Origin of the sequence: Roseibium album, assembly GCF_001404515.1 — a bacterium.
GTDB lineage: Bacteria > Pseudomonadota > Alphaproteobacteria > Rhizobiales > Stappiaceae > Roseibium > Roseibium album.
In genome coordinates, this window is the sequence record NZ_CXWE01000004.1 from 203,431 (window position 1) to 220,857 (window position 17,427).

Consider the following 17,427-nt stretch of genomic DNA (forward strand, 5'->3'; position numbering starts at 1 on the left):
GGTTGCCCATGGCAGCGCTCACAAGGCATTGCCCGTTGACCAGTGATTGGAGGCCTCAAATCGTCGGACGAGACATTTCGAACACTTCCGTTATGGCAGCGTACTCCATGTATCCAAGACGGGAGAGCGGTTTGTAGCGTGTGACGTCGACCTTGCCGTTCACAATGATGCTGTCGTCGATATGTATCCCGACCACCTGACCGAAAACGATCCAGTTGTCCGTCTCTGCTCCCTCAAGATCTGTCAATTTGATCGTCTGGAGATGCTTGCATTCAAGTGCCGTCACTGCCCTGGCGACACGTGGTGTCCTGACTAGCCGGGAGGCTGCCATATCCAATCCCGACAACTCAAACTCACTGGTCTCGCTTGGCACCGCCGCTGACGAAACATTCATTTCGTCTTTCAGGTCCCAACTGGCCATGTTGCAGACGAATTCGCCGGTCGCCTCAACATTTGCCGCACTATCCTTGTAGCCGGATGACGAAAACATGACGATCGGAGGACGATCACCTACCGCGTTAAAGAAACTGTAGGGAGCAAGATTTGTGCGCCCTTCGGCATCGAGTGATGAGATCCACCCGATCGGCCGCGGAGAGACGATCGCCTTGAAGGGATTGTGAGGCAGTCCGTGATTATTGCTTGAAGTTTCGTAAAACATGTCAGTCGGTGTTTCTCCATTCACGGACAAGATCAGAAAGATCGGGGCGTGGTCTTTCAACCGGTGGCTGGCTGGGCGTTCCTATGTGGATGAAACCGGAAAACTTTTCGCTCCCCGCAACTCCCAGAAACGATGCGGCTTCCTGATCGAAGCTGTACCACTCCGTGAGCCACTGCGACACGAATCCAGCCGCGGATGCCGCAGTCACCAGGTTCATGCAGACCGCCCCGGCAGAGAGTTGCTGTTCCCAGACAGGAATTTTCGGGTGCGCTGCAGCGGTGCTGACAACACCGACAACAACCGGTGCACGCATGAAGCGGGTCGATTCCTTCTGCCGTTGTTCGTCGTCGAGCGGGCCGTTCCTTCTTTCGCAGATTTCAGCAAGCCGGTCGCCGATCACACGCGCTTGTTCCGGCCGATATACAATGAAGCGCCAGGGGGTCAGTTTGCCGTGATCCGGCACTCGGGCCGCGATTGTCAGCATGTCGGTTAGCTCATCTTCATTCGGCCCTGGTTCCGACATCGTCACGGACGGGTGAGAGCGTCGCTTCCGAAGAAATTTCAGCGTTTCGGGGGAACCGTGGCTGAACGTGGACATGACGTTTTTCTCTTCGAACAGTTGCAATTGTGACAATCCACCTAATTCATTGACCGGAATTGTCAACTTTAGTTTCGATGTCTTGAATTCGCCCGATTTTCAAGTCCTTTAGGAGCACTGGAAAAGCTGGCTTTGCCAGGGTCCCGCATGTTTGCCGGGCACTGGCCATCACTCGGCAATGGTCCAAAGGGGGCTAATTGACCTGTCGCATTGTGCAGTCAATCGATTGGGTTTAAACCGGTGTACCGTGGCAACACGAATTGGTATAAAAGACAAAAGACTGTAACTTTTAGCAGTTGATAAGATAACGAAGTGGGCATGTTGGATTTAGGATCAGTTTCAATCGGCGCGGCGACATTGCGTTTTTTGAAAAACGCGACCTGTGCGCTCCTGATAGCTGTCCCGGCAATCGTGATTGAGAGCGCCCCCTTGTCCGCTCAGACAGTCGAAGCACCAATGCCACCGGGCCCGAAACCCGATCCGAATGCGCCGTCTGTCCCCCGTGAAGATCAGATCATCAACCTGCTGGACCGCGAACCCGAACCGCTGTTTTCGGACGCCAAGTTGCCACTCGTGCCGACCCATTCCACGATGACCGGCTTCAGTGACGGGCTGGATCAGGGTGCTCTTTACCTGATGGCAAAACTGACACAGGACAGCCCGCCTCTTGATGACGGTCTGGTCTGGAGGATCTATTCCGAAACCACCAATGCCAACGGCCGCCTTGAACTGGTGGCGACGGCGAATGGTGGCGATGCCGAATTCAGGCTCGATCCCGGTGCTTATCTTGTCCACACCGCCTTTGGTTACGCGCAGTCAACAAATCGCGTTGTCATCGGCAAGGAAGTACAGTCGAAGATGCTGACGCTGAATGCCGGAGGGATCAAATTCGGTGCTGCCATGAAGGACGGAAATGGCATCGATCGGCAGCAGGTCACGTTCGACGTTTACGGGATGACGTTCGACGAGCGTGGTGAACGCAACAAGATCGTCGGCGATGTCAAACCCGGGTCCATCCTCCGCCTGAGTGCGGATACCTATCATGTCGTAAGCCGCTACGGCGACGTGAACGCGGTCATCCGTGCAGACATCCAGGTCCTGCCGGGCAAGCTGACCGAAGCGACAATTCTGCACAAGGCAGCCGATATTACCCTCAAGCTCGTGAATGAACGTGGCGGCGAAGCAATCGCCAACACCACATGGTCCGTTCTGAGTGCTGGAGGTCATGTTGTCGTGGAAGCCACAGGCGCATTTCCCGATTTTGTTCTGGCCTCGGGTGAATATGAGGCTCTGGCAAGGAACAACGGCCGCACCTACCAGCACACCTTCGAAGTTGTGCCCGGCGAAGACCGGGAGGTCGAAGTCGTCACGTCGGTTAGCGAACTCGCTGCCCAGGAAGCAGTCGTAAACAACTGACCAATCGACTGATTTTCAGTCACAGAAACTTCGGAACGCCCGGGTGTTCAGGCACTTTTTCATAGGCGGCGCCCGAGAAGGCGTTTTGCGGTTCGCGACGGCGCCATTTCCATGACCTTGGTTTGCAGGAAATCCATGATTTCCTTCTGGTCCTTGAATCCGCCGAGTGTCTCGAACGGAATTGCTTCCCCCGCCCGCGCCGTCATTACGGATCCGAGAATGCGCCTGAATTCACGCACGAGCAGCGCCAGGCGAAGCGTCAGCGAATACCTGCTGACCAGGTGAAACAGCCATGAATTCTGGCCGTCAAAGTAGAGCGGCAACACGGTCGCCCTGGAAGACCGTATCATCTTTGCCGTGAACGTCTTCCAGGGCAATTCTTCTGCGCGCCCGAAGGGCTTCGCGGCAGTTGCAACACCCCCGCCCGGGAAAACGATAATGGTCGTGCCTTCTTCAAGCAGCCGCAATGCCTCTTTCCGGGTCTGCATGTTTGTCTTGAGGGCCTGTTTGGTCTCCTCGAAATCAACCGGCAGAGAAAAGGGTCGGACTTCCGGAACCTTGAGCAATTCGTTGTTGATCAGGATCTTGAACGGACGGTCAAGCTGTTCGGCCAGTGACAGAATGGCCAGTCCATCACCAATTCCATAGGGATGATTTGCAATCAGGACAAGCGGTCCATCCGGAAGGTTTCTTGGCGGCCATTCGCCGTTTTCGACAGAAACGTTCAGATTGATCAGACCGAGCAGGTCACTCCAGATGTAGTTCGAAGTGCCAACCATTGTGTGCTTCCACACTTCGTAGACGTCGAGGAGCTTGCCGCGGCCGGACAAGCCCTCGATTGCCCTGATCGTCCACCTCTTCAGTGGTGGATGTTCCGAATTGGCGTAGCTGAATTCTGTGTAATCCACGGCGGCCGTCATCTCTGAATTAACGTTCGATCCGGTAAATCTGGAACCAGATACCAGAAGAATTGCTAAGCTGGTGTGACAGCACACTGCCCCAGAGGAAGGGCAGTGTACATAATGTCGGATTTCCCAAAGATCGGGTCGTTCAAGTTTATTTCAAGTCCGGCGGTGTCGCTTCCTCGACAAATGCTGCAAGGGCCTCATCCAGACCCATGGACCTCTGGTCTTTCGACCCGAGGCGGCGGACATTGACGGTTCGTTCTTCCGCTTCCCGCATACCACACACGATAATCACGGGAACCTTGGCAAGCGAGTGTTCGCGGACCTTGTAGTTGATCTTCTCGTTGCGGAAGTCGGTCTCTACCTTCAATCCGCTGGCTTTCAGAAGATCTGCGACTTCCTGACCGTAGGTGTCGGCTTCCGAAGTAATGGTGGCAACAACAATCTGCAACGGAGCGAACCAGAGCGGGAAATGTCCTGCATAGTTCTCGATCAGAATGCCGAGGAACCGTTCCATTGACCCGCAGATTGCGCGGTGGACCATCACAGGCGTTTTTTTCTCGCCGTTATTGTCGACGTAAAACGCACCGAAACGCTCCGGCAACGCAAAGTCGACCTGCGTCGTTCCGCATTGCCATTCTCGACCGATGGCATCGCGCAGCGTGTACTCGAACTTGGGACCATAAAACGCCCCCTCGCCCGGCAGGACGTCGGTTTTCACCCGACCTTCGGACTGAGCCTCAATCTGTTCCAGAACATCAGCCATGACGGCTTCGGCGTGATCCCACATTTCGTCGGTGCCGACGCGTTTCTCTGGCCTGGTCGAGAGTTTGACCACGACTTCGTCGAAACCGAAATCCTTGTACACCGACAGGATCAGGTCGTTGATCTTCAGGCACTCGTCCGCCAGCTGCTCTTCGGTACAAAAGACATGTGCATCGTCCTGGGTAAAGCCGCGCACACGCATCAGGCCATGAAGAGCACCCGACGGCTCATACCGGTGAACCACGCCGAATTCGGCCAGACGCATCGGCAGGTCACGATAGCTCTTCAGGCCATGCTTGAAGATTTGCACATGTCCGGGGCAATTCATCGGCTTCAGGGCATAGACGCGGTCGTCCTCGGAATCCGGATCGGCGCATTGCACGGAGAACATGTTCTCCTTGTACCAGGTCCAGTGACCGGAAGTTTCCCAGAGCGAGGTATGCAACACCTGCGGCGCATTCACTTCCTTGTAGTCTTCCTTCAAGATGCGGCGCTTGTAGGCGATAAGGTTCTGGAACATGTCCCAGCCCTTCGGATGCCAGAAGACAACGCCGGGCCCTTCCTCCTGGAAATGGAAGAGATCCATCTCGCGCCCAAGCTTGCGGTGATCACGCTTCTCGGCCTCTTCCAGCATGTGAAGGTAACCTTTCAGCTCCTTCTCATTGTGCCAGGCAGTTGCGTAGATGCGGCTCAGCATTTCGTTGTTCGAGTCTCCGCGCCAGTAGGCGCCGGCCACTTTCATCAGCTTGAAGGCATCGCCAATCTGACGGGTCGAGACCATGTGCGGTCCACGGCAAAGGTCAAGCCATTGACCTTGTTTGTATATCTTGAGTTCCCGATCTTCGGGAATCGCATCGACCAGCTCAACCTTGTAATGCTCACCCTTGGCGGCGAAATAGGTTTTGGCTTCCTCGCGGCTCCAGATTTCCTTGGTGAATTGCGCACCACGGGCGATGATCTCGCGCATCTTCTTCTCGATAACGGCAAGGTCATCGGGGTGGAAAGGCCAGTCCTCTCCGGAATCCGGATGCACCCTTTTGAAATCATAGTAAAAGCCGTTTTCAATGACCGGACCGATCGTGACCTGGGTTCCCGGCCACAATTCCTGTACCGCTTCGGCCATGACGTGTGCGGCATCGTGCCGGATCAGTTCCAGCGCGCGCGGGTCGTCACGTGTCACTATCTCGATGCTGTGGTCAGCCGAGATGGCGTCGGAGAGGTCTTTCAGTTCGCCATCCAGCGCCACTGCGACCGCCTTTTTGGCAAGCGACTTAGAAATGCCTTCGGCAATGGCAAGACCGGTGGTACCTGCCTCATACGGCCGCACGGAATTGTCGGGAAAAGTCAGTTGGATCATCATGTGTCTCCTGCTCACTCCTGCAGACAAGGCAGGTAAGCTGTTCGATGGAAATTAGACCGCATGCTGATAGGGTATTCGAAGGCAAACGGCAACCCTTTCCGGCAGAGTTCCGCCATACCGGGATTGCAAAGCTGGCGTGAAACGGACGCCCTCGCGCCTAGTTCACGACCAGAGGCGGCGGCCGGCGGCGGATCGGCTGGGATTTGACGATCGACGTGCTTGTTTCCGCCTTGTCGGCAATCCTGTCCAGAATACCGTCCAGTTTTTCGATCGATGGCAACGCAAGGCGTGCAATGAAGCAATCGTCACCCGTTACCTTGTCGCATTCGCAGAATTCCGGAATTTCCTGGATCAACTGTTGAACGATGTGGAGTTTGCCGGGCAGCGGTCTTATTCGCACGATGGCCTGCAGGCTGTAGCCAAGTGCCTTGGGCTCGATTTCGGCCGAAAACCCGAGTATGACGCCACGCTCCTGCAGGCGGCGTATTCGCTCCGATACGCCCGGAGACGACAATCCGGCACGCTTTGCCAGATCCTTCAGGGACATGCGGCCATCCTGGATCAGTGCGTCCAGTATTTTGGTATCGGTCTCGTCCAATGTCATGATTGCAATCCAATTTCGCAGTTTTCGTTTCGATAGTAAGGCAATTTTGATATTTTGCCTAATTTAACGAATGGAACCATGTCACTCCCTTTGTCATCCTCGAAGCCTTGAAACACATTGCGAGGCAGAAATGGACAAGACTGTGCGTGGCGCTGCCGAAATGATGGCGGCTATGACCATCCTTGGCACAATCGGTTTTTTTGTCGTGATCTCGGGACAGGCTGCAATCGATGTCGTCTTTTGGAGATGTGCGTTCGGTGCATTGGCCTTGTTCGCGATTTGTGCGGCTCAGGGCCTCTTGCGCAGATGGATATCGCTCAGGCAACTGCTGCTGGCTGTCCTTGGCGGTATCGCTATCGTCATCAACTGGGCGATGCTCTTCACGGCCTATGGCGAAGCTTCGATCGGAATAGCGACAGCCGTCTACAACACACAACCATTTATTCTCGTCGGCTTCGGTGCGCTTTTTCTCGGTGAACGCATAACAGCAACCAAGATTTCATGGCTGGTGATCGCTTTCGCAGGTGTTCTTTTCATTGTTCAGGCAAAGTCCGGCGCCAACCGATCCGACGGCACCGACTATGCACTCGGCATCGCGCTTGCCCTTGGCGCTGCGTTTTTCTGGGCGATTGCCGCACTATTGACGAAAAAACTCACCGGTACACCGCCGCAACTGATCGCGCTCGTGCAGGTCTGCGTCGGCGTTTTGATGCTCGCTCCGTTTGTCGGCTGGTCTGAATTGCCTGACACAGGCGTTGCCTGGGGCGCATTGGTCACGCTCGGCGCCATCCACACGGGCCTCATGTACATCCTGATGTACGGCGCGGTTCAGAAACTTCCGACCTACCTGCAGGGCGCTTTCTCATTCATCTACCCGGTGGTCGCCATCGTCGTCGATTATGCGGCATTCGGACAGGAACTTCACATCGTGCAGCTTTTGGGTGCTGGGGCCATCATCCTTGCGGCCGCAGGCATGACACTCGATTGGAAACTTGTGAGGAGAAAGAAACAGCCTGCTTCCACGCTATGAGGCCACGGCCCTTTCCTTGGCTGCCTTGACGATCGATGCATCGCGCGCCGTCTTAGCAACCGCCTCGACACCGCCGCGCGTTTCCTGGATCATGGCAAGAGCCTCCTCGCCGTCCTTTTCGATCTCCTCGATGGCAATATCCGAATAGCTATGCCGCTCCGGCGAAGACTTGACCTTTCGATAAATCCGGTAAACCCGCAAGGTCGACGAGACATAGGCCCAATGTTTGGCGACAATCTCCCACAAATAGCCCGGATAGAATGACAGGGCACTTTCGACCGGCAGGTTGCTGCGGCGATCCTTGCGGAATTTCAGGCGGAAATAGCCACCCTCCAGGGGATGAACACCTTCGCACTGGATCATCAGCTTGAACCACATCATGAGGAACAGCTTGTTACCGGGCCGGCCTTTCCTGTGCGATGCCGCCCTTCGCAGCACGGTTTCGACATGGGTATCAGAATAGTAGCTTTCCCAGGCTTCCTGGTAAGCTTCTTCCCACTCCGCATCAGTCATTTTCGGATGGTGTGAAACCCGGTGATTGAGATCGTACTTGTTGAGATCCGGGTCCATCCAGCTTCTCTTGGACAGCAGAACCTTGTGGTCCTCCGACCCGGGCAGCGGTGTCAGGTAGAAAAACTCCAGAAGATCGAGCGGCAATTCGTTCTTGATGATTTCAACGTCTCGCAGAACCGATTCCTTGGTATCTCCCGGAAAACCGATGATGTAACCGGCATAGGTGGTCGCGCCATTTGCCCGCCACTTTTGCAGCATCTCCCGATATTCGGTGATCTTGTTCTGGCGCTTCTTTGCCGCCAGCAGATTGTCGGGATTGATGTTCTCCAGACCGATGAATACGCGGTTCACCCCTGCGCGCGTGGCTTTTTCGATGAAATTCTCGATCCGGTGGCAGAGCGTATCCACCTGGATGATGAACTTGATGTCGAATTTTTCTTTCTCGCGCAAGGAAATCAGACGGTCGAAAAGCGGTTCCCATTCCCTGTTGCGAGCAAAATTGTCGTCGGTGATGAAAAAGCGGTTGATGCCCTGTTCGTAGTTGTCACGGATGATCTGCTCCAGGTCGTCGGCGGAGCGGAACCGGCTCTTGCGGCCCTGTACGTTGATGATGGTGCAAAAGGAACACTGAAACGGGCAGCCGCGTCCAAGATCGAAACTGGAATGTGATCCCGCGGTAAATTGAATGTGCTTGGATGGCAGGATCGGGGTCGGTTCGCCTTCGAGCGACGGCAGATCAGCCATGAAGTTGTAGAGCGGTTTCAGATCACCGTTCCAGGCGTCGCGGAAGAACTGGTCGAGACGACGGTCCTCGGCCTCGCCGGCAAAGTAGCTGACGCCTTCTGCCTGCAGTTCGACCATTTCGTCCGGCATGTCGTCGAGCATCGAAATGCAGCCGGACACATGAAACCCGCCAATGGCGGTCTGCAGTCCTTCCTTCAGGAACCTCCGGGCAAGGTCCGTTGCACGCGGAAACTGATTGGATTGAACGCCAACAAGTGCGATCAGGGCCTTTCCGCCTTGCCGTTTGATGTCCCGCGCGATCTTTTCGGGGCGCACCCGCTTGTTGGTTTCGTCATAGGTATGAAGGTGTATGCGAACGTGTTCTCCGAGCGCATTGCGATCGCGGGCAGCTTCTGCCAGACCGTTCAGACTGGCGAGTGTGTTTGATGGAATGGCTGATCGAAGCCACTGGATCGGATAGCCGTCGTCGTCATAGTGAGTCGGCTTTATCATCACGAAGTGGAAATCGCGCGCGTCCATGTGCCCTCCCCGGCCTTTCGGCTGATACGGAAACGTCGCATCCGGATGACGTTAGGTCAATGGCAGACAGAGGCTATACCGAACAGGCTATTTCATGATTATTGGTCATCCAGCCGGTATTTTTCCGGAATGTGCCGTCCCGTCCAACGCCCATAGCGCCATGGCATGAACCAGTGCGTCTTGTCAGGAAGCGTTTCGGGAACAGGATCAAACCCGGATGCGCCCCAGGGATTACATCTGAGAATGCGCGCCAATCCGATCCATCCACCGGTCCAGAAACCGTATTGCCGGATAGCCTGCTCGGTATAGTCCGAACAGGTCGGTGCATATCGGCACCCTCGTCCCATGAACAGGGAGAGGGAATGGCGGTAAATCCAGATGAGACCAATCGCCACACGACCGGGAACAGACAAACGCCTGTTCCGACGGGATTCGGTGTCTGGCCGCTGGCACATGGTTCTAACAGACCGGACGTTTGAGAGGAGTTATGCCGCCGCTCCGTCTTTCTCGGCCTTGGCTTCAATCTGGTCGAGCGCATCGACGACGGCGTCGAAAATCAACATCGTGGAGGCGTGGCGTGCCTTGTATTCACGAACCGGTTCCAGAAACTTCAGATCTTCGAAACGGCCCTTGGGCGGATCGCCACCTTCCTTGAGCATGGCACGCATGGTTTTTTGTGCATCCCGCAACTCGGCGACGCTGGCTCCGACGACATTCTGGGCCATGATCGAGGAAGATGCCTGTCCCAATGCACAGGCCTTTACGTCATGAGCGAAATCGCTCACCACACCGTCCTTCACACATATGTCAACGAGAACCGTCGAGCCGCAAAGTTTGGAATGTGCCTTCGCCGTTGCGTCAGGTTGCTCAAGACGGCCGATTCGGGGGATGTTTCCGGCGAATTCAAGGATCTTCGCGTTGTAGATGTCGTCAAGCATTCTCGCCTCTTCGTGAAAGCCTGTGATGCGCGACACATTGATGGCGCTTTGCTTTCCTATATATAGATCAGACGCCACGGCAATTTCGCAAGGGGCAGAGTGGTCGCAGTTGGTAGTATACGGCGTCGTATGTGCGCTGGAAACCGGCTCAACCCGCTCAGAAACTGTGCGTTCGCTTTTTGTGTGGAGTATGATAAGGGTCCCCGGCCTTCAAGCGAGGACTTCATGATCTGTGCAAGAACGGGCGCCGTATGACGAGTGACAAGGGTAAATTTGCGAGGATCCCGATGGACGCTGTCCTCAAGCCGGTTGAAAAGAGATTTGAGAGAAAATCGCCGGAGCAATTGCTTCGGCCGAGTCGCGAGGAAGTTGAAGCCGCAGTTCGGACAATTCTTGCCTGGACGGGCGACGACCCGGACCGTGAAGGTCTGGTCGAGACGCCGAAACGGGTCGTCAAGGCACTGAGCCAGCTCTATAGCGGCTATTTTGAGGATCCGGCCGAGCACCTGGAGCGAACGTTCGAGGATGTCGGTGGTTATCAGGACATTGTTCTTGTGCGCGGCATACCGTTTCATTCGCACTGCGAGCATCACATGCTTCCCTTTATCGGCGAAGCGCATATCGCCTATTATCCGGCTGAAGGCGTCGTCGGTCTGTCCAAGCTTGCACGTGTTGTCGATATCTATGCCAAGCGTCTGCAGACACAGGAAAACTTGACTGCGCAAATTGCATCGGTCATTGACGATACCCTCGCGCCGCGTGGTTTGGCGGTAATGCTCGAAGCAGAGCATCAGTGCATGACCATGCGCGGCGTTCAAAAACCGGGGGTCTCCACGATCACCACACAGTTCACCGGCGTTTTCCAGGATGATCCGGCCGAACAGGCCAAGTTCATGACCATGGTGCGCAGCAAGGGTCTCTGAACGAGGGCCCTTGCCCACTTGAGTTAGGCAAGGGCTACTTCCCATGTGCAATCCCCAATTATCCGATCGCGGTGACAAGGAAACCGTCGAAAACGGCACATTACTCATGCCGAAATTCGACAGTGACGGTCTGATTGCCGCAGTAGTGACCGATGTTGCATCCGGGGAAGTGCTGATGGTCGGCTACATGAACGAAGAAGCCTTGAAGCGGACAATCGTTACAGGCGAAGCCTGGTACTGGAGTCGCTCGCGCAAAAGTTTCTGGAAAAAGGGAGAAACCTCCGGTCAGGTTCAGACCGTGCACGAAATTCTCACCGACTGCGACCAGGATGCGTTGGTGTTGAAGGTCTCGGTTGCAGGCAACGGCGCCACCTGCCACGTCGGCTACCGGTCCTGCTTCTTCCGGAAAGTGGTAACATCGCACAATGGTGCTTCAGGGGTGCCTGTCGGGCTGGTACCTGTCGAGACCGAAAAAGTTTACGATCCGGCCGAGGTTTACAACAAAGACTGAGACCTTGTTTCCGTTTCGACACTAATTCAGGATAATCATCTCTTCGTTGGATTTTTTATATATAAAAATCAACTAATTATCATAAATTCGAATTTATATATATAATTTAATACGTAGTTTCCCTTATACCCCATGAGGTGTTCAGCAGCCTAAGCTCGGTCTCAAGGCTAAAAGACTCGAACAATAGCCGTCTCTGTCTGTCCATGCTGAGGGAGAGGTTATGGCAGAAGACAGTGATACCGATCACTGGAATGAACGCCACGCGTATCGTCTGCAGTCCGTGGTCTTGGCTTCCGCACGTCAGGTAGTCGAAGCTGCAATCCAGCGACGCTCCATACCAATATCAGTTACCTTACCAATATCAGTTACCTTGCAAACGCCAGGGACGGGTTGACGCCATGTCCAGCCGGCCAGATGTATCAGTGAGCAGGCGAGCGTTCCTGAAATTTGCCAGCCAACCGAAATCAGATTCGATCAGACCTCCCTGGTCCGACGAATCGTCCATTCTGGCACATTGTACGGAGTGCAAGGAATGCGTCGCTTCCTGCCCTGAAAAAATCATAAAACCAGGAAACGACCGCGGTCCGGTGCTGGATTTTTCAAGTGGTGCCTGCACCTTTTGCGGTGCGTGCGCAGAAGCCTGCCCCTCAGGTGCGTTGGACCTCTCCCGTGAGTTAGACTGGCCATGGAGAGCCGACGTTTCGGACAAATGTCTGTCGCTTCAGGCAATCACCTGCCGTGCCTGCGAGGACGCGTGCGAACCGCAAGCGATTCGATTCAAGCTTGCGATTGGCGGCGCATCGGAACCAATCGTTGATATTGATCAATGCACCGGTTGTGGTGCGTGCGCTTATGGCTGTCCAGTCGCTGCAATAACATTCAAGCGGCTCCAGCCGGAGCAACAAAAGGACCCGACATGAATATTTGCGGCTGTCTCGTTCATGCGACTGCCCCGGCGGTACCCGAAGTGCGCAAGCGGGTTGAAGCAATGAAGGGTGCCGAAATTCATGCGTGTGACGATGACGGTCGTCTTGTCGTCGTTGTCGAGGACACTCCGGAAAAAAAGGCTTCCGAGCTGATCATGGAGATGCATCAGATCCCGGGCGTAGTTTCTGTCACCCTCACTTATCATCACTTCGAAGATCTAGCGGCGGATGATGCCGCCTCTCTGCCAGCCAAACCTAGCCAAGCCGGAGACCAGACCCATGACAACCTCTGAATCCCGCAGGACCTTTCTGAAGGCGACCGCGGCTGCCGCGACGGCTTCCGCAGCCGGTATTTCTCTCGGCAACGAGGCAGCTCAGGCGCAGGTCCAGTCCACCGGTATACGTTGGGACAAGGCAGCCTGCCGCTTCTGCGGCACAGGCTGCTCTGTTCTCGTTGGCACCAAGGATGACCGGGTGGTTGCAACCCAGGGGGACCCGGATGCACCGGTAAACCGGGGCCTGAATTGCATCAAGGGCTATTTCCTTTCGAAAATCATGTACGGCAAAGACCGCCTGACCCAGCCGCTGTTGCGCAAGACCAATGGCGTCTACGACAAGAATGGTGAGTTTGAACCGGTCAGCTGGGACGAAGCCTTCGATGTCATGGCCCAGAAATGGAAAGAAGCACTCGCCAAGAAAGGGCCGACCTCGGTCGGTATGTTCGGCTCCGGACAATGGACCGTCTGGGAAGGCTATGCCGCAGCCAAACTGATGAAGGCCGGCTTCCGCTCCAACAACATCGATCCGAATGCACGTCACTGCATGGCCTCCGCTGTTGTCGGCTTCATGCGGACCTTTGGCATCGACGAGCCAATGGGTTGTTACGATGACTTCGAGCACGCTGATACATTTGTGCTCTGGGGCTCCAACATGGCGGAAATGCACCCGATCCTCTGGTCGCGCCTTACCGACACCCGCCTGACCAAGCCCGGCGCCCAGGTACACGTTCTCTCCACGTTCGAGCATCGTTCCTTTGAACTTGCCGACAACGGCATGATCTTCAAGCCGCAAACCGATCTTGCCATCCTGAACTATATCGCCAACCACATCATCTCGACCGGTCGCGTCAATGAAGACTTCATGTCCAAGCACGTGAACATCACCAAGACCGCGACCGATATCGGTTACGGCCTGCGACCTGAAAACCCTCTTCAGGAAGCAGCCGCAAATCCGGATTCCGGCAAACTGGAAGGCATGAGTTTCGACGAATATGCAGCTTCAGTCGCGGAGTATTCGGTGGACAAGGTGTCCGAACTGTCTGGCGTTCCTGCTGAAAAGCTTGAACTTCTGGCAGAACAATACGCCGACCCGGATCGCAAGGTGATGAGCCTGTGGACCATGGGCTTCAACCAGCATACCCGCGGTTCCTGGGTCAACTCGCTTTGCTACAATGTGCATCTTCTGACCGGCAAGATTTCCGAGCCAGGCAACTCCCCCTTCTCTCTTACCGGTCAGCCGTCTGCTTGCGGCACTGCCCGGGAAGTCGGAACCTTTGCCCATCGGCTGCCCGCGGACATGGTGGTGGCCAACGACAAGCATCGCGAGATTTGCGAGACTGCCTGGAAGATCCCTGCGGGGACGATCCCGCCGAAACCGGGATTCCACGCCGTCCTGCAGCACAGAAAACTGAAGGATGGTGTTCTCAACGCCTACTGGGTTCAGTGCAACAACAACATGCAGGCCGCCCCAAATATCAATGAGGAAGGCTATCCCGGATACCGCAATCCGGAAAATTTCATCACTGTCTCCGATCCCTATCCGACAGTCACCGCAGTGTCCGCGGATCTGATCCTGCCGACCGCCATGTGGGTCGAGAAAGAAGGCGCATACGGCAACGCGGAGCGCCGTACCCAATTCTGGCGTCAGCAGGTGTCGGCGCCGGGAGAAGCCAAATCAGACCTGTGGCAACTCATGGAATTCGCCAAACGCTTCACCGTTGAAGAAGTTTGGGGCGAAGAATTGCTCGCCGAAATGCCCGAACACCGGGGCAAGACGATGTTCGATGTGCTGTTTGCCAACGGCCAGGTCGACAAGTTCCCGTTAAGCGAAACCGCGGAAGGTTTCCAGAACGACGATGCCGAACACTTCGGCTTCTATGTTCAAAAGGGTCTTTTCGAGGAATATGCAGACTTCGGGCGCGGTCACGCCCACGACCTCGCACCCTTTGAGACTTATCATCAGGCGCGCGGGCTGCGCTGGCCGGTCGTCGACGGCAAGGAAACACTTTACAGATTCCGCGAAGGCTATGACCCTTATGTGCCCGAAGGCGAGGAAGTCCGCTTTTACGGCCACAAGGACGGCAAGGCCAAGATCATTTTTGCGCCGTACGAAGATCCGCCTGAGATGCCGGATGAAACTTTCGACCTGTGGTTCTGCACGGGCCGTGTTCTTGAACACTGGCACTCCGGATCCATGACCCGTCGCGTCCCGGAGTTGCACCGGGCATTCCCGCTTGCGGTTGTGTTCATGCATCCATCCGACGCCGAAGCACGCGGATTGAGAAACGGTCAGGAAATCCTCGTTTCAACACGTCGCGGCGAAGTGCGCAGCAAATTGGCGACACGTGGTCGTAACAAGGTGCCCCAGGGACTGGTGTTCATGCCGTGGTTTGACGAGGGTCAGCTTACGAACAAGCTCACGCTTGACGCAACTTGCCCGTTGTCGAAGGAAACCGATTTCAAGAAGTGTGCCTGCAAGGTGGAACGCGCCTAGGCGCGTCCACCCGGACCCGGATCCTTGCCATGGCAATGCCACAGCTTTCACATTCCCGCCGTCGCTTTATGACCGACACCGCGCGTATGGCTTGCGGCTGCGCGGTCGCGGGGCTCGGGCTCGGGTATGTGGCAAGTGATGCGCGGGCATTGCCGGCCGATGCTCTTCGGCCACCTGGCGCCTTGCCGGAGACGGATTTCCTGAGCGCCTGCATTCGCTGTGGCCTGTGCGCGCGCGATTGTCCGTTCGACACTTTGAAACTCGCAGATCTCGGCGAAGAAGGTCCGGCGACGGGAACCCCCTATTTTACTGCTCGCAAGGTTCCTTGTGAAATGTGCGATGACATTCCGTGCGTCGCGGCATGTCCGACCGGCGCACTTGATCCAGCACTGGAGGATATTGACGACGCCCGCATGGGAACAGCAGTCCTGGTGGATCAGGAAAACTGCCTGAACTTCCACGGCCTGCGTTGTGATGTCTGTTATCGTGTCTGCCCGTCGATTGACGAGGCGATCTCGCTGAAGGCATCGCACGACGAGCGCTCGGGCCATCACGCCATTTTTGCCCCGACAGTGCATGCGGATCATTGCACGGGCTGCGGGCTCTGCGAGAAAAGCTGCGTATTGCCAGAGGCAGCGATAAAGGTGTTGCCTGTGCGACTGGCGCGCGGCGAGGCCGCTGATCATTATCGCCGGGGCTGGGAAGAAAAAGAAGCAAATGGCGCTCCCCTCGTCGAAGGCTTGATCGACCTGCCCGATCGCCTGCCGGGGCCGGGCACCGACAATCTTGCCGCGCCCGGTGGTTTCGAACCGACCTTCAAACTTCCCGGAGGCGGCCAATGAGTGTGGAGACGCACCGTCCCGTGGGATTTGAAGCCCTGGAAGAGAAGGGCTGGATCGGCTCCAGGCGCTTCCTGCTGCTGCGCAGGGCAAGCCAGCTGTTGTTCCTCGCGCTCTTTCTGACCGGTCCCCTGTTCGGTCTTTGGATCACCAAGGGAACACTCGCCGGTTCCATGACGTTCGACATCCTGCCGCTGACCGATCCCTTTGTGGCAACACAAAGTTTTGTCGCCGGCCACTGGCCTTCGGCAACTGCGTTGCTCGGCGCCCTGATCGTAGTTGTCGCCTATGTTCTCCTTGGCGGTCGGTCGTATTGTTCCTGGGTTTGTCCCGTAAATCCGGTGACGGATGCAGCTCACTGGGTACACCGCCGCCTTGACCTGCCGAAAGGCTGGCAACCAAAACGTTCTACCCGTTTGTGGCTTGTTGGGATCGTGCTGGCAGTCTCGCTGCTAACGGGAACGATTGCCTGGGAAGCAATCAATCCGGTCACAATCATACACAGGGGCCTGGTCTTCGGCCTTGCCTCGGCGTGGATTGTGGCAGCGGGGGTCTTTCTTTTCGATCTCTTCGTCGCACGTCGGGGATGGTGCGGCCATATTTGCCCAGTCGGCGCGTTTTACGGCCTGATCGGGAAAGTGGCACTCGTCCGCGTGAGTGCCGCAAACCGGGATGCCTGCGACAATTGCATGGACTGCTATGCCGTTTGTCCGGAAAAACAGGTCATTTCCCCTGCCCTCAAGGGCGCTCCCGGCAGTTCGCCGATCATCCTTGCAGGTGACTGCACCAATTGCGGTGGCTTTATCGACGTCTGTGCACAACACGTTTTTTCCTTCACCCACCGGTTCGACGAGCGGATTGTCGAACCGAGCCCTCAATCCGCGCCTGAACAGAGCGCCGCAAGCAAGATACACAAGGAGTGTTCTCAATGAAAAAGTCGGTACTCGCGGGTGTCGCCGCCCTCGCAGTTCTTGTTGGCATTGGCGGGTTTGCCGTCGCTCAGCAGGATCAAGTCAAGGCCATGCGATCTGATCCTGTAGACGAGTTGAACAGGCTCGGCCCGGATTTCAAATGGGCGGAAAAGGAAGGCCGAATGCAGAGGAATTACCGCCAGCAACCGCCGCTGATCCCACACTCCATTGCGCAGTACCAGATCGACATTCGCACCAATCAGTGTCTGTCATGTCATGACTGGACCAAGGCTGGTGAACGCGGTGCTCCAACGCTCTCGATGACCCACTATCTCGACCGTGAAGGCAACGAACTCGATCACATCGCGGGAACAAGATACTTCTGCAATCAATGCCATGTGCCGCAAGCTGATGTTCCAGCCCTGGTCGACAATCAGTTTGAACCGTCCGCTCCCATCCAAACCCGCTGACGCGCTGAACCGTTACAAGGAGCCT

The 17,427-nt window shown here is 56.0% G+C and carries 18 protein-coding genes; 10 read left to right on the forward strand and 8 right to left on the reverse strand.

Annotated elements, in window-relative coordinates:
• Window positions 1–55: 55 nt before the first annotated feature.
• Both LA5095_RS14220 and LA5095_RS14225 read right to left on the reverse strand, forming a co-directional pair.
• Window positions 56–658 (reverse strand): flavin reductase family protein, encoded by a 603-nt coding sequence (locus LA5095_RS14220; protein WP_055116034.1) that lies wholly within the window; start codon window positions 656–658, stop codon window positions 56–58.
• Between the two features lies 1 nt (window position 659).
• Window positions 660–1,256 (reverse strand): nitroreductase family protein, encoded by a 597-nt coding sequence (locus LA5095_RS14225; RefSeq protein WP_055116845.1) that lies wholly within the window; start codon window positions 1,254–1,256, stop codon window positions 660–662.
• Window positions 1,257–1,574: 318 nt separating this feature from the next.
• Here LA5095_RS14225 and LA5095_RS14230 point away from each other — a divergent pair, with 318 nt between their 5' ends.
• On the forward strand, window positions 1,575–2,672 hold the full coding sequence (locus LA5095_RS14230) for an RgsD C-terminal domain-containing protein (RefSeq protein WP_055116036.1): 1,098 nt from the start codon (window positions 1,575–1,577) through the stop codon (window positions 2,670–2,672).
• Window positions 2,673–2,731: 59 nt separating this feature from the next.
• Here the strand turns inward: LA5095_RS14230 and LA5095_RS14235 are convergent, their stop codons facing one another.
• The 3 genes from LA5095_RS14235 to LA5095_RS14245 form a co-directional block, all read right to left on the reverse strand.
• The gene (locus LA5095_RS14235; protein WP_055116846.1) at window positions 2,732–3,580 is read right to left on the reverse strand and encodes a lysophospholipid acyltransferase family protein; all 849 of its coding nucleotides are present in this window, start codon (window positions 3,578–3,580) and stop codon (window positions 2,732–2,734) included.
• A gap of 148 nt (window positions 3,581–3,728) precedes the next feature.
• The gene (gene thrS, locus LA5095_RS14240; RefSeq protein WP_199485837.1) at window positions 3,729–5,699 is read right to left on the reverse strand and encodes a threonine--tRNA ligase; all 1,971 of its coding nucleotides are present in this window, start codon (window positions 5,697–5,699) and stop codon (window positions 3,729–3,731) included.
• Window positions 5,700–5,859: 160 nt separating this feature from the next.
• Window positions 5,860–6,306 (reverse strand): Lrp/AsnC family transcriptional regulator, encoded by a 447-nt coding sequence (locus LA5095_RS14245; RefSeq protein WP_055116041.1) that lies wholly within the window; start codon window positions 6,304–6,306, stop codon window positions 5,860–5,862.
• 130 nt (window positions 6,307–6,436) lie between these two features.
• Here LA5095_RS14245 and LA5095_RS14250 point away from each other — a divergent pair, with 130 nt between their 5' ends.
• Entirely contained in the window at window positions 6,437–7,336 is a 900-nt protein-coding gene (locus LA5095_RS14250; protein WP_055116044.1) for a DMT family transporter, read from the forward strand.
• Here the strand turns inward: LA5095_RS14250 and LA5095_RS14255 are convergent.
• From LA5095_RS14255 to LA5095_RS14265, 3 genes are all read right to left on the reverse strand, one after another.
• Complete coding sequence (locus LA5095_RS14255) at window positions 7,331–9,112, reverse strand: B12-binding domain-containing radical SAM protein (RefSeq protein WP_055116046.1); 1,782 nt, start codon at window positions 9,110–9,112, stop codon at window positions 7,331–7,333. The genes LA5095_RS14250 and LA5095_RS14255 overlap by 6 nt on opposite strands.
• A gap of 98 nt (window positions 9,113–9,210) precedes the next feature.
• Window positions 9,211–9,567: a membrane protein insertion efficiency factor YidD gene (gene yidD / locus LA5095_RS14260; RefSeq protein WP_055116048.1), complete on the reverse strand. Its 357-nt coding sequence runs from the start codon at window positions 9,565–9,567 to the stop codon at window positions 9,211–9,213.
• A gap of 30 nt (window positions 9,568–9,597) precedes the next feature.
• Complete coding sequence (locus tag LA5095_RS14265) at window positions 9,598–10,050, reverse strand: iron-sulfur cluster assembly scaffold protein (protein ID WP_055116050.1); 453 nt, start codon at window positions 10,048–10,050, stop codon at window positions 9,598–9,600.
• Between the two features lie 287 nt (window positions 10,051–10,337).
• On the opposite strand from LA5095_RS14265, the gene folE reads away from it, so the two are divergent.
• The 8 genes from folE (at window position 10,338) to LA5095_RS14305 (ending at window position 17,402) form a co-directional block, all read left to right on the forward strand.
• The gene (gene folE, locus LA5095_RS14270; RefSeq protein WP_055116052.1) at window positions 10,338–10,973 is read left to right on the forward strand and encodes a GTP cyclohydrolase I FolE; all 636 of its coding nucleotides are present in this window, start codon (window positions 10,338–10,340) and stop codon (window positions 10,971–10,973) included.
• 43 nt (window positions 10,974–11,016) lie between these two features.
• Window positions 11,017–11,484: a phosphoribosyl-AMP cyclohydrolase gene (hisI, locus tag LA5095_RS14275; protein WP_055116055.1), complete on the forward strand. Its 468-nt coding sequence runs from the start codon at window positions 11,017–11,019 to the stop codon at window positions 11,482–11,484.
• 398 nt (window positions 11,485–11,882) lie between these two features.
• The gene (gene napF, locus LA5095_RS33520; RefSeq protein ID WP_055404274.1) at window positions 11,883–12,404 is read left to right on the forward strand and encodes a ferredoxin-type protein NapF; all 522 of its coding nucleotides are present in this window, start codon (window positions 11,883–11,885) and stop codon (window positions 12,402–12,404) included.
• Window positions 12,401–12,703, forward strand: a complete 303-nt coding sequence (locus LA5095_RS14285; protein ID WP_055116058.1) for a chaperone NapD — start codon at window positions 12,401–12,403, stop codon at window positions 12,701–12,703. Before napF ends, LA5095_RS14285 begins: the two co-directional genes overlap by 4 nt.
• Window positions 12,690–15,182, forward strand: a complete 2,493-nt coding sequence (napA, locus tag LA5095_RS14290; protein ID WP_055116060.1) for a nitrate reductase catalytic subunit NapA — start codon at window positions 12,690–12,692, stop codon at window positions 15,180–15,182. The genes LA5095_RS14285 and napA overlap by 14 nt, the downstream gene beginning before the upstream one ends.
• 29 nt (window positions 15,183–15,211) lie before the next feature.
• Complete coding sequence (gene napG, locus LA5095_RS14295; protein ID WP_055116062.1) at window positions 15,212–16,024, forward strand: ferredoxin-type protein NapG; 813 nt, start codon at window positions 15,212–15,214, stop codon at window positions 16,022–16,024.
• Entirely contained in the window at window positions 16,021–16,953 is a 933-nt protein-coding gene (napH, locus tag LA5095_RS14300) for a quinol dehydrogenase ferredoxin subunit NapH (RefSeq protein ID WP_144435993.1), read from the forward strand. The genes napG and napH overlap by 4 nt, the downstream gene beginning before the upstream one ends.
• Window positions 16,950–17,402, forward strand: coding sequence for a nitrate reductase cytochrome c-type subunit (locus tag LA5095_RS14305; RefSeq protein WP_055116064.1), 453 nt, complete (start codon window positions 16,950–16,952; stop codon window positions 17,400–17,402). Before napH ends, LA5095_RS14305 begins: the two co-directional genes overlap by 4 nt.
• Window positions 17,403–17,427: the final 25 nt, after the last annotated feature.